This is a genomic window from Azospirillum oryzae, assembly GCF_900177515.1.
Classification (GTDB): domain Bacteria; phylum Pseudomonadota; class Alphaproteobacteria; order Azospirillales; family Azospirillaceae; genus Azospirillum; species Azospirillum oryzae_A.
In genome coordinates this window covers 222010-233536 of sequence record NZ_FXAK01000004.1, presented here as the reverse complement: position 1 = coordinate 233536, position 11527 = coordinate 222010, and the positions used below count along the sequence as shown (strand labels likewise).

The window sequence follows — 11527 nt, the reverse complement described above, 5'->3', positions numbered from 1 at the left end:
GCCCTCGAAAGGGCGGGAGGGCAGCCCCATGGATCTCGCGACCAAGGAATTCTACGACGACTTCTGGCCCCGTTTCGTGCCGATCTACGACGAGACCAAGAAGTACATGCTGGAGACGCTGACCGAGCGGCAGCTCGGCCGGGCGCTGGATGCCGGCTGCGGCCACGGCATCTGCTCGGTCATCCTGTCGGAGATGGCCGAGCAGGTGGTGTCGGTCGACGTGTCGTCGGACAGCCTCGCCACCGCGCGCCAGCAGGCCCAGCGCTTCGGCCGCGACAACATCGCGTTCCACCACCAGGATCTGCAGGAACTGGACACGAACCTCGGGCCGTTCGATCTGGTCTGGTGCTGGGGCGTGGCGATGATGGCACCCGATCCGATGAAGGTGATGCGCAACCTGATGGCCGTCACCAAGCCGGGCGGCACCGTCTATCTCGGCCTTTACCTGAAGACCTGGCTGTCGCCGGTGCATGAGGGCGTGCGCCATTTCTGCCGCGCCTACATGGACACGCCGGCCCGACGCAAGCTGGTCGGCGGCTTCTTCACCGGACTGACCAAGGTCGCCTGCGCCCTCAAGGGGCAGGAGATCAACCGCCGCGCCGACAACGTGTCGATCCAGGCCCAGGTCGAGGACTGGTACTATCCGCCCTACAAGACCTTCTATTCGATCGAGGAGATCGTCGCGCTGTTCGAGCGCAACGGCTTCAAGGCGGAGTGCATCCAGGACCGCCTGGGCCGGATGAAGAGCGCCACGATCTTCGTGATCCGGGCGACGAAGAATGCCTGAGGCGGCGGCGGGGCAGGAGGATCGGACGCTTCCTCCCGACTGGGAGGAGCTGGGCCGGCTGCTGTCCCACGGCTACATCGACAGCGGCTTCATCGGCGGCGTCACCCGCGTCCCGGTTGCCGACGTCGTGCGCGACATGCTGTCGGAGGCGCGCGCCGACGAGCAGGTGGCGGAGCTGCGGCGAACCGCCGCGGCCGCCGGCGTCGATGCGGACAAGGCCCGCATCCTGGAGGTGGGCTCCGGCTGCGGCATGACCGTGGTGCGCGGGCGCACCGCCCATGGGCTCGACATCCACGGCATCGAGCCCAGCATGGGCGAATACAGCTCCACGCTCGACGTCTGCCGCCGGCTGATCGACCATTACGGCCTGCCGGCCGACGCGGTGCAGGACGCCACCGGCGAGGCGATTCCCTTCGCGGATGCCAGCTTCGACATCGTCTATTCCTCCAATGTGCTGGAGCATGTCGGCGACCCGGCGGCGGTGCTGGACGAGGCGCTGCGCGTGCTGAAGCCGGGCGGGCTGCTGCTGGTCGTCGTGCCGAACTACGGCTCCTGGTGGGAGGGGCATTACGGCATCCTGTGGCTGCCGCGGATGCCGGCCGGGCTGGCGAAGCTCTATGTCCGGCTGTTCGGCCGCGACCCGTCCTATGTGGACACCCTCAACCTGATCGACCGCCCCTGGTTCGACCGCTGGCTCCGCCGCCATCCCGGCCGGCTGGAGGTGCTGGACTGGGGCTGGGGTGTCTTCGAACAGCGGCTGCGCACGCTGGGCTTCGGCGACTGGGCGGCGCTGTCGGTCGCCAAGCGCATCGTCACCTTCGTCCACCGCTCCGGCCTGCTGGAGCCGGCGATCTGGCTGGCGCGCCGCCTGCACTGGGAAACGCCGATCATCTTCGCGGCGCGGAAGCGCTGAGAGCCACACAGGCAGAACCACACAGGCATCCGGCCATGATGCCGTTTGGCTTATGGCCGATCCGAAAAGCTTCACGTCTTCTGCAATGGCCGGGTATTCATCTCATGTACATCAAGTTCAATCACAAATGTACAGATCAGGATAGCCGCTACAGCTTCAACGTGAATGAAAGCCCTTGCGTGGTTTCCATCGGATCGTTCACGTATTTTTCCGATCCTCTTGAACTCGTTACCTATGGAGAGCCGGGAAAGATCGAGATCGGGAAATTCTGCTCGATCGCAGATGGGGTGCGTATTTATTTTGGCGGCATGCATGCCATGGATGGTGTCTCGACCTACCCGGCAGAAATGCTGGCGGAGTGGATGCCTGAACTTGCCGGACCGAACAGCACGTCCAGCAAAGGTCCCGTCGTCATCGGCAATGACGTATGGATCGGAGAAGGGGCATCCATACTCTCCGGCGTCACGGTGGGCGATGGAGCCATCATCGGTGCGCGCGCCGTCGTGTCCCGGAACGTCCCGCCCTACGGCGTGGCGGTCGGCAACCCGGCAAGGGTCGTCCGTAAACGGGTGCCGGACGCCGATGCCGACTTTCTTCTGTCGATACGCTGGTGGTCCTGGCCCAACGACAAAATCCGCAGGTTCGCCCGCCTTATATTCGGCGGCGATGTGGAGGCGTTCCGCCTTGCCGTAAGCAGCGACCCCGATGCCCTGCGGGACTGACCAGGGCCCCCGCGTTCCGGCCGCCGGAACGCGGCCCGGTCAGCGCCCCGTCCGGTAAAGGGCGATCAGCGACTTCCATTCCAGAGCACGGTTCTCCCAGCGGTAGTTGGCGGTGATCGCCTGCCGCTGGTGCCGGAGCGAGGCGCGGAGATCCGTGCCGTCGCCGTCGCGCCACTGCCTGATCTTGGCGGTCAGGGCGTCGGTGAAGGCCCGCTCGAAGACGCCGCCTTCCTCGCCGTAGGGAACCATGGTGGCGAAGCCGGCCGTGCTTTCCGGCAACGCACCGCGGTCCGTGCACACCAGGCTGCAGCCGGCGGCGAGCGCCTCGATGGGAGCGATGCCGGAGGTCTCCTCGAACGCGGTGGGGTAGGCGACGACGGCGGTGTCCAGCAGCCGCTCGGTCAGCCGGGCATGGGACAGTGGACCGCGATAATCGACGCCCTCCATGGTTATGCCGCTGAGCAGGCGGTGGATGGGGTCGTCCGCCGGCGCGACGCCGTAGATCGACTGCCCGGAATAGACGGCCAGCGTCGCGGCCGGGCATTCGGCCCGCACCGCCGGCCACAGTTTCAGCAGCGTTTCCAGCCCGCGTGTCGGCGCCGAGACATAGGCCACCTCCAGCGCCGCCCGTTTGGCCTCGAACAGCGCCGCCTCGTCGTCGCGCGGCCGCAGGACGAAGGGGTTGCAGGCGTTGCGGATCACATGGCACCGCTCGGCCGGGATGGTGCCCTTGAACTTCTCCAGGAAGACCCGCTTCTGCCATTCGCTGACGAACACGATGCCGTCGGCGGAGCGCGCGTGGTCGGTGTCCAGATAATGGGCCAGGCATTTCAGGTCGTGGAACCACACGTCGTGCTGGATGTGGACCCACAGGAAGACGGGCACGGAGGGGAGGAACCGCTTCACCGCGGTCGCGTTGTCGGCGTTGTTGCTGACGATGACCGCCTCGATCCCGTCCAGTTCCGCGGCGGTGACCTTGGTGCAGTCGGCGACCCTGACCCCGCTTCGCCGCCTGCCCGGTTCGCCGGCGATGGCGAGCAGGACCTCATGCCCCTCGGCCGCGAGGCAGTCGGACAGGTAGATCAGCGACGAGGCGATCCCACCCATTCCTTCCGTTTCGCTGTAGGCGTCGCTCGCCTTCGAGACACGGGAGTCGATGATGAGGAGCTTCATGGGTCGAAAGGCCTCTTCGGAAGGACAACGGGTGGCGGACGGCACCCCCGGGCGCGGTTCGCGAGTTATAGGCCGCCTGCCCGCCGGTTTCATAGCCTCTCCATCCGAGGGGCGGAGGGGCGGTGGAAGAGGCGGGCATAAGGAGCGGACAGGGCGGTGCTTCATGTTGAAAAGGCTGGCGGACTGTCCGAGATTGGCCCCTCTTCCCCGGACCCTTCCCCTCCGCCGCGACAGGCGGAGGCGACGACCTCCCGAAAGTCAGGCCGATCGATGCGTCAGCGCCTTCAGTTCACCGCCCCCGGCCAGTTCGAGACCCTGCTGAGACAGTGCGTCCACCGCCTGTCCGTCGATCCGGCGGATGCCAACCAGTGGTTCATCCTGGCCCAGGGGCTGGAAGGCGCCCGGCGGGACGGGCAGGCGCTTCGCCTTGCGCGCCGGGCGATGGTCCTGCTTCCCGGCCAGCCGGTGCTGCTGCGTTTCGTCGCGGCGCTGTCGAAACGCCTCAACCGGCTGGACGAGGCGAAGGGCTGCTACGGCGAGATTGCCCGTCTTCTGCCCGGCGACGAGGAGGCACGGGTCGAACTGGCCGAGATCGAGAGCCGGCAGCGCATCCTGAACGCGCCCCTGCGCGTCCGGGCGGAGCCGAAGAGGGCGCCGTCCGAACCGATCACCGTCAATCTGCTGTACAAGTGGTGGGACCAGCCCTGGCTGCGGCAGACCCCCGGCGGCACCGGACGCTGGGGGAACCACCAGTTCGTCGCCAACCGGGAGGGCGGGCAGTCGGACTGGGTGGTGGTCTACGAGGATCTGGATCGTCCCAGGACGGTGACCTGCCGGCCGGGAAAGCTCGTCCTGGCGACCGGAGAGCCGCCGTCCCTGTCCCGCTACAGCCGTGGCTATCTCGACCAGTTCGATCTGGTCGTCACCGCGCACGAGGATCTGGTCCATCCCCGCGTCCTGCTGTCCCAGGTTCCGCTGCCCTGGCACATCGGGCTGTTCGGCCCGGAGGCCTGGCCGGGATCGGGACCCATCGATTACGATCTGCTGTCCGGTGTGACGGGGATGGACAAGGCCTTCGCCGTTTCCGCCATCGTGTCCGACAAGGCGCTCACCCAGGGGCATCTCGCCCGCGCGGACTTCCTGCGGCGGTTGAAGGCCCTGATGGGGGACACGCTGCATCTGTACGGACGGGGCTACTGCGAGGTCGCCAACAAATGGTCCGCCATCGCTCCGTACAAATTCCATCTGTGCATAGAGAATTATCAAAGCGACCATTACTGGACGGAAAAGCTTTCCGATGCTTATCTCGGCTGGTCCATTCCCATCTATCATGGATGCACGAAGATCAGAGAAGCGTTCGACCCATCGACCTTCTGCGGGATCGACATCCGTGATCCGGAAGCGTCATACCGGCGCATCATGGATTTCATGGAAATGCACAGGGACACCGACGTCTCGGCCCTGCTGGCACGGCAGCGCGCCGCCGTCCTGAACGGCCACAACATGTTCAACCGTCTGGCCGAAATCTGTGCCGATGCCGCGGGCGACGGCTGGCGGCAGGTGACCCTGCATCCGGAAATCTCCTTCCAGAAAGGCCGCTGAGGGGCCGGCCCCAACGCCGGCCCCGGGGCCGATTGACCGGCCAAATCTGCCTGTGCTATCCCGCCGAAACCGCCGAAGGACCGGCAAGGCGCCGTTTTCTTTGCCCCATTTCCTTTGTCCCAGCGCCTCTCCCCACCATTTCCGGTCAAGGCCACGCCATGGAACAAGACACCGCCCGTGCCATCGAACTGTACAAGGCCGGACATGGCGGGGAGGCGCTGACCCTGGCGGAGCAGGCGCTGCGCACCGATCCCGCCGATTGCAACGCCCTGAACCTGGCAGGCGTCATCCTGTTCCAGGCCGGCCGGCTGGAGGAGGCGGAGCAGCGGCTGAGGCAACTGCTGGCGCATGACCCGCTGTTCGCGCAGGCCCGCATCAATCTGGCCGTGGTGATGCAGGAACGCGGTGCCCGGCGGGAGGCCGCCGCCCAGTTCCGCGCCCTCTGCATGCTGACGCCCGACGACGCGGAGGTGCAGAACCGGTTGGGCGGTCTGCTGCACAGCCTTGGCGACTATGACGGGGCCGTGCGCCACCTGCGCATCGCCACCCGGCTTCTTCCCGGGAACCCCGACCAGAAGGTTTTGCTGGCGGTGGCGCTTCTGTCGAGCGGCGCCCACGCCGATGCGGTCGAGGTGCTGACCGAAGCCCTGGCGCAGCAGCCCGACCATGGCGATGCCCGCAACCATCTGGCCTCCGCCTGGCTGTCTCTCGGCCGGCCGGAGCTGGCGGAAGAGGTCCTGTCGGCGAATGGCGAAACCACGGCCGGGGGAACCATGGCCGAGGGGGAGGCCGCCGCCACGCTGGCCCGTGCCCGGCTCTACCGGCGGCTTGCCGAGGAGGCCCGCCGGCCGCATGCCCCCGAAGGGCTTCTGGTGCGGGCGCCCTTCTCCGTGCTGTCGGGCTACGGCGACTTCGCCCAGCATTTCGTGCGCAGCCTGATGGAACGGGGAACGACGCTGCGGCTGGCCGGGCTGAAGGGCGAGGAAAGCTGGCGCCCTGCCTTTGCCGATCCGATCCTGCAGGCGGCGGCCCGGCGGCTCGGTACCCCGGTGCGGGCGCGGCTGGCGCTCACCGTGCTGACCCCGCCGCTGGTCGAACCGGTTCCCGGTTTGCCGACGGTCAACTACACCATGTTCGAGGGGCCGCGCATCCCCCCCTCCTGGGCCGCCTGCAGCCGCGGTCACGATCTGGTCGTCGTGCCGACCGACTCCTCGCGGCTGGCCTGGATCGCCGCCGGCCATCCGGAAGACCGCATCCGCGTCTGTCCGCCCGGCATCGCCCCCAATCCCGCCGATGCGGCGGCACAGCCGCTGCCCATCATCGGTCCCCGCGGGCGGGAAGTGATGGACTACCGGGTACGGGTTCTCAACATCTCCGACTTCGTCGCGCGCAAGAACCTGGGCGGACTGCTGCGGGTCTGGCTGCGCGCCACCCGCGCCGACGATGACGCGGTCCTGATCTTGAAGGTGGGGAAGGGCGGGGCGTCGCTGGCCGGCGAAATGCGCCGGCTGGTCGAGCAGGGGATGCGCGCCGTCGGCCGGCAGCTGGAGGAGGCGGCGCCCATCGTCCTGCTGACCGAGCGCTATGACGAGGCGGGGATCGCCGGCCTCTATGCCGTGGCGACCCACTATCTCAGCCTGTCGCATGGCGAGGGCTGGGATCTGCCGATCACCCGGGCGGGCTGCCTCGGCGCCGGCCTGATCGCCCCCCGGCACAGCGCCTATACCGCCTATCTGGACGACCGTATCGCCCATCTGATTCCCTGCGCCACCGGCCCGGCGCTGATGCCCTACAGCAGCGACTATTATCCGCCCTTCCACGGGCTGGACTGGTGGCACCCGGACGAGGACGCCGCAGCCGACATCCTCTCCCGCGTCATCCGCGATCCCGAGGGCGAGCGCCGCGACGCCGCCCGCCACCTGATGGACAGCTTCACCTGGGATGCCGCCGCGGGCCGCCTGCTCGACGCGCTGGATGGGGTGGGGGGCTAATCCTCGTCCAGAACGAAACGGCGACCGTGCAGGGTCAGGCAGGGGCGGATGCCTTCGTGCCTGACGCTGCGCAATGCCCGGATGCGGCGGTCCAGCTCTTCCGCGCCGATGTCCGGCGGCAGGGTGCGCAGCGCGTCCAGCGCCTTGGCCGTGCAGCGGCGGCTCTGGTCCCAGGCAAGCTCCGCGCGGGGCAGCGGCCGGTCGGTCGCCGCCAGCTGCGGCGCCAGCATCACGAACAGCTGGACCAGCGCCGTATGGGTCTGGTCGATCAGCCAGACCGGGTCGGGATCGGCGGGCAAAGCGAAGCCGAACGCACCGACGATCGGGCCGGCATCCACCCGCTCGACCATCTCGTGGGCGGTGACCCCGTACCGCGTCGCCCCGTCATAGAGCGCGAAGGCGAAGGGGTGGCGGCCGGGATAGGCGGGCGGAGCGGGATGGAAGTTGTAGGAGGGGCCGGACACCCGCCGCAGCAGCTCCGCCGGCACCACGCAGTTGGTGCGGAAGGCGACGAGGCGGTCGACCCGCCCGCAGCCCGCCATTGCGGCTTCCAGCTGGGGACGGTCGGCCGCCGTGACGACGGTCAGGTCGCGGTTGGCGCCGGCGAGGATGGCGGCGAGATGGCGCGCATCCTCCGGCTGGCACAGCAGGATCAGGGTGGCGGGCATGCCCGGACTTCCTCCGTCTCCCCCGGCCTCACTGCGTGGCGTCGACGAACGCCTCGGCGAAGGCGCGCCAGGTGCGTTCGCTGCGGATGAAGGCCTTGGCGCGGGCCGCGCGGGCCTTGGCGGCGGCACGGTCGGCGTAGAGCCGCTCCAGCGCCTCGACCAGCTCGTCGACCGAGGATTCGCCCCAGCCGAAGCGGCTGCCGTCGCGGTCGGCGACCGGAACCTGCCGGTCCAGCGTCAGGCACAGGTCGCCGCCCTGGATCGGGCTCTTCAGCAGGTCGCGGTGGCCGGTGTTGTTGGACAGCACCACCGGAACGCCGCAGGCCATCGCCTCCATGGCGACGAGGTTGGTCGCCCCCTCGCAGCGGTTGGGGAAGACGGCGGCATGGCAGTCGGCCAGCACGCTGGCGATCTGGTGGCGGCCAAGGAATCCCAGGTCGACGAAGCCCTCCTCGTCGGCGCCGTTCTCCATCGCCCAGCTCTTCACGTCGATCATGTTGTTGGGCAGGACCCGCGGCGGCTTCGCCGCCAGCGGCGATTCCGCCATGGTCATGCCGACCTCCGGCCAGGCATTCTGCCAGGCGGTGACCAGCAGGGCGTCCGGGTGGCGCTGACGGAAGTACCGGAAGGCGGCCAGCACGATGTCCTGCCCCTTGCGGAATTCCAGCTTGCCGCCGGAGAAGATGACGAAGCGGTCGCCGAATTGGCCGCTCGGGGCGGCCTCCACCATCTCGGTCGGATCGATGCCCTGGAAGGCGAGGCCGACATTGTCGAAGCCCCAGATCTCCAGAAGCTGCTTGTTGTAGGTCGAATGCACGACGATGCGGTCGTACTGGCGGGCGCGGGCCATCACCTCGGGCGTGAAGCGGGTGTCCTCATAGGCGATGACGCCGATGTTGCGCCGGCCGCGGAAGCGCCCCGACGGGGCGCCGGCGGTGAAGCCGTTGCCCAGCGCGTGCAGGACGTCGAACTCCTTCACCAGCAGCATGTGCCCTTTGGCGTTGTCGGCCATGGCGGTGACCTGCTGATAAGGGGCCTCCAGCGACTGCAGCTTGGCGCGGTTCTCCGGGCGCAGGGTGCCCATCAGCGGCTTTTCGAGCAGCAGCGGCGGCCGGCCCTGGTCGGCGAGGTAGAGGGCGGTGTGGACACCCACCAGCCCCCAGCCGTGGACCTCCGTGAGCTGCCAGGTGAAAGCCAAGTTCGGAATCATGATGGAAACCCCAGTTCCGGGCGCAAGTTTCCGGGTGCAGGTCCGGCCGCCCAAGCGGGCGGACGATCCCGCGCCGGGCCGGCGCTTGTCAAGTCGGGCGGAGCGGACTGGATTCCCTGTCCGCCCGATGCTACGACACCACACGGCTTTTCATAGCGGCATGGGGCGCAAGGGTGCGGACGGAATCGCTTTTCTCCCTGGAGGGCAAACGGGTCTGGGTGGCCGGGCATCGCGGCATGGCGGGGGCGGCCATCGTCCGCCGGCTGGAGCGTGAACCGTGCGACCTGATCACCGTCGGCCGCGACCGCGTCGATTTGCGCCGCCAGGCGGAGGTCGAGGACTGGATGGCCGAGGCCAAGCCGGATCTGGTCTTCGTCGCCGCCGCCACCGTCGGCGGCATCCTCGCCAATTCCACCCGGCCGGCCGAGTTCCTCTACGACAATCTGGCGATCGAGACCAACATCATCCACGGCGCCTACCGGACCGGCGCGAAGAAGCTGGTCTTCTTAGGATCGTCCTGCATCTATCCCCGGCTGGCCGAGCAGCCGATGCGCGAGGATTCCCTGCTGACCGGCCCGCTGGAGCCGACCAACGAGTGGTACGCCATCGCCAAGATCGCCGGCATCAAGATGTGCCAGGCCTACCGGCGCCAGTATGGCTGCGACTTCATCTCGGCGATGCCGACCAACCTCTACGGCCTGAACGACAATTTCGACCTGCAGGGGGGCCATGTCGCCGCGGCGCTGCTGGCCAAGATCCACCGCGCCAAGGTCGAAGGCCAGCCCGTCGTCGAGCTGTGGGGGACGGGCGCACCCAAGCGCGAATTCCTGTTCGCCGACGATCTGGCCGACGGTCTGGTCTTCCTGGCCCGGCAGTATTCGGACGAGCCGCACGTCAATGTCGGCACCGGCATCGAGGTGTCGATCCGCGAACTGGCCGAGTTGATCCGCGACGTCGTCGGCTATGACGGCGAATTCCGCTACGACACCTCCAAGCCGGACGGCAGCCCGCGCAAGCTGATGGACGTCAGCCGGATGACGGAGATGGGCTGGACCGCCCCCACCGCCTTGCGCGACGGCTTCGCCACCACCTACCGCTGGTTCCTGGAAAACGTCGACCGCGGCGCCCTGCGGGGGCTCTAACCGCCAAGGCCTTCGCTCAGGGCATCAGAATTTACACCTGCTCCTTCGGCCAGCCAGCGGCGACGGCGTCCGGCGTGCTGAACGGCAGGTTGGGGACGTGGCCGGCGTGGATTGCGTCCCGGCCTGGATCGGCTTGGGCAGCGACCCGGCATGGTTCAGCAGGCAGGTGGCATAACCGAGCCCTTCCATCAGCCCAGCGCCGCCTCCAACCCGGTTACGGCGATCAGGCCGGCGCGGTAGCTGCGGAACAGCTCCCGCCGTTGCGGAGAGGGGCTGAACGCCCGCGCCGCCTCGACCTTATCCAGGATCAGGGTACGAGCCGACGGATCAGCCATCGCCCCGGAGAAGATGGCGTCGATCCACTCCTGGCTGCCGCAGTAGAGCAGTCCGAACCCGTCGCATCGGCGCCTGTAATTGTCGAGGAAGACCGTAGGGTCGACCATGTCGATATAGTGATCGACCCCGGAAATAGAAAAATTTTGGCCGGACAGGCTCTCTTCACGGACCAGCGTGACCCTGCCGCTGTAATATGGACGCCCAATCAGGAAATAATTTTGCAGAATCCAGAGGTAGAGTGCCACATACTGCCAGTATAAGGGACTGGATATATTGTAGCGGATCACGCCGACGCGGTTGGGCTGTCCGCCATAGGTCATGTGCAGGACGTCGCCATATTCCTCCAGCAGGGGGAAATGGCGGGAAAACGGGTAACAATAGCGCCGGATTTCAGCGGAGGATGGGATGCCGGGCAGGCGCTGGTCCGGCCGGTCCAGGAAGAAGTTGTTCAGTTCGAACGACATGTCGAAGTTGCACAGCTGCATGGCGTCGTGGCGGGTCGCCAGGAACAGCAGGTCGTTCACGTAGAAGGGGGAGGTCGCTTCGAACTGCGGCACCCAGACCCGGCGTTCGAAGACGAAGGGATCGCGCGACGGCGGCGGCGCATCCATCAGGCGTTGGGCGAGAGCCGGCAGGGCGTCCAGATCGAACAGGATGTCCGGCCGGGTCTTCAGAACCAGCGCGTTGGCGGGCAGGACACGCAGGGCGCCGTACAGCAGCGTCATCTGGTGGAAATAGCTGTGCGGCACCGTCACGCCGGACGGCGGGTTCAGCCCGACCACCTGAATGCCCGGATGGCGGAACCGCTCGAGCAGCGATGCGTGGGCCTCGACCTCACTGTGCCAGGTGGCGATCGTCGCGCCTGCGGCCTGACCGCGCTCGATCAGGCCGACGACTTGGCGCAGCGACAGCTCGAACAGCTGCGGCGTGCGGATTTGTCCGCAGAAGGCGATGTGAAGTGCGCTCATCCTGCTCCTCCGGTC

The 11527-nt window shown here is 67.6% G+C and carries 10 protein-coding genes; 6 read left to right on the top strand and 4 right to left on the bottom strand.

Features of this window, described 5'->3' with window-relative positions; genetic code table 11:
* Positions 1 to 28: 28 nt before the first annotated feature.
* The 3 genes from B9N97_RS08150 (at position 29) to B9N97_RS36695 (ending at position 2422) form a co-directional block, all read left to right on the top strand.
* The gene (locus tag B9N97_RS08150) at positions 29 to 787 is read left to right on the top strand and encodes a class I SAM-dependent methyltransferase (protein WP_085085168.1); all 759 of its coding nucleotides are present in this window, start codon (positions 29 to 31) and stop codon (positions 785 to 787) included.
* Positions 780 to 1700, top strand: a complete 921-nt coding sequence (locus B9N97_RS08145) for a class I SAM-dependent methyltransferase (protein WP_085085166.1) — start codon at positions 780 to 782, stop codon at positions 1698 to 1700. The genes B9N97_RS08150 and B9N97_RS08145 overlap by 8 nt, the downstream gene beginning before the upstream one ends.
* A 104-nt stretch (positions 1701 to 1804) precedes the next feature.
* Positions 1805 to 2422: a CatB-related O-acetyltransferase gene (locus tag B9N97_RS36695; RefSeq protein ID WP_085085164.1), complete on the top strand. Its 618-nt coding sequence runs from the start codon at positions 1805 to 1807 to the stop codon at positions 2420 to 2422.
* Between the two features lie 39 nt (positions 2423 to 2461).
* On the opposite strand, the gene B9N97_RS08135 is transcribed toward B9N97_RS36695, so the two are convergent.
* The gene (locus B9N97_RS08135; RefSeq protein ID WP_167393244.1) at positions 2462 to 3595 is read right to left on the bottom strand and encodes a glycosyltransferase family 4 protein; all 1134 of its coding nucleotides are present in this window, start codon (positions 3593 to 3595) and stop codon (positions 2462 to 2464) included.
* A 270-nt stretch (positions 3596 to 3865) separates the two neighbouring features.
* On the opposite strand from B9N97_RS08135, the gene B9N97_RS08130 reads away from it, so the two are divergent.
* Together B9N97_RS08130 and B9N97_RS08125 are read left to right on the top strand one after the other, a co-directional pair.
* Complete coding sequence (locus tag B9N97_RS08130) at positions 3866 to 5197, top strand: glycosyltransferase family 10 domain-containing protein (RefSeq protein WP_085085159.1); 1332 nt, start codon at positions 3866 to 3868, stop codon at positions 5195 to 5197.
* Between the two features lie 158 nt (positions 5198 to 5355).
* The gene (locus B9N97_RS08125) at positions 5356 to 7188 is read left to right on the top strand and encodes a tetratricopeptide repeat protein (RefSeq protein WP_085085157.1); all 1833 of its coding nucleotides are present in this window, start codon (positions 5356 to 5358) and stop codon (positions 7186 to 7188) included.
* Here B9N97_RS08125 and B9N97_RS08120 read toward each other — a convergent pair.
* Together B9N97_RS08120 and B9N97_RS08115 are read right to left on the bottom strand one after the other, a co-directional pair.
* The gene (locus B9N97_RS08120; RefSeq protein WP_085085155.1) at positions 7185 to 7856 is read right to left on the bottom strand and encodes a formyltransferase family protein; all 672 of its coding nucleotides are present in this window, start codon (positions 7854 to 7856) and stop codon (positions 7185 to 7187) included. The two genes, B9N97_RS08125 and B9N97_RS08120, sit on opposite strands and share 4 nt — an antisense overlap.
* A gap of 28 nt (positions 7857 to 7884) precedes the next feature.
* On the bottom strand, positions 7885 to 9066 hold the full coding sequence (locus tag B9N97_RS08115; protein ID WP_085085153.1) for a glycosyltransferase family 4 protein: 1182 nt from the start codon (positions 9064 to 9066) through the stop codon (positions 7885 to 7887).
* A gap of 173 nt (positions 9067 to 9239) precedes the next feature.
* Between B9N97_RS08115 and fcl the strand changes: the two genes are divergently transcribed.
* Entirely contained in the window at positions 9240 to 10208 is a 969-nt protein-coding gene (gene fcl / locus B9N97_RS08110; RefSeq protein ID WP_280174746.1) for a GDP-L-fucose synthase, read from the top strand.
* 188 nt (positions 10209 to 10396) lie between these two features.
* Here the strand turns inward: fcl and B9N97_RS08105 are convergent, their stop codons facing one another.
* On the bottom strand, positions 10397 to 11512 hold the full coding sequence (locus B9N97_RS08105) for a hypothetical protein (protein ID WP_085085149.1): 1116 nt from the start codon (positions 11510 to 11512) through the stop codon (positions 10397 to 10399).
* Between the last annotated feature and the right edge of the window lie 15 nt (positions 11513 to 11527).

Coding starts and splice junctions, on each gene's coding strand:
- B9N97_RS08150 (WP_085085168.1), top strand. CDS start 29: ATGGATCTCGCGACCAAGGAATTCTACGACGACTTCTGGCCCCGTTTC.
- B9N97_RS08145 (WP_085085166.1), top strand. CDS start 780: ATGCCTGAGGCGGCGGCGGGGCAGGAGGATCGGACGCTTCCTCCCGAC.
- B9N97_RS36695 (WP_085085164.1), top strand. CDS start 1,805: ATGTACATCAAGTTCAATCACAAATGTACAGATCAGGATAGCCGCTAC.
- B9N97_RS08135 (WP_167393244.1), bottom strand. CDS start 3,595: ATGAAGCTCCTCATCATCGACTCCCGTGTCTCGAAGGCGAGCGACGCC.
- B9N97_RS08130 (WP_085085159.1), top strand. CDS start 3,866: ATGCGTCAGCGCCTTCAGTTCACCGCCCCCGGCCAGTTCGAGACCCTG.
- B9N97_RS08125 (WP_085085157.1), top strand. CDS start 5,356: ATGGAACAAGACACCGCCCGTGCCATCGAACTGTACAAGGCCGGACAT.
- B9N97_RS08120 (WP_085085155.1), bottom strand. CDS start 7,856: ATGCCCGCCACCCTGATCCTGCTGTGCCAGCCGGAGGATGCGCGCCAT.
- B9N97_RS08115 (WP_085085153.1), bottom strand. CDS start 9,066: ATGATTCCGAACTTGGCTTTCACCTGGCAGCTCACGGAGGTCCACGGC.
- B9N97_RS08105 (WP_085085149.1), bottom strand. CDS start 11,512: ATGAGCGCACTTCACATCGCCTTCTGCGGACAAATCCGCACGCCGCAG.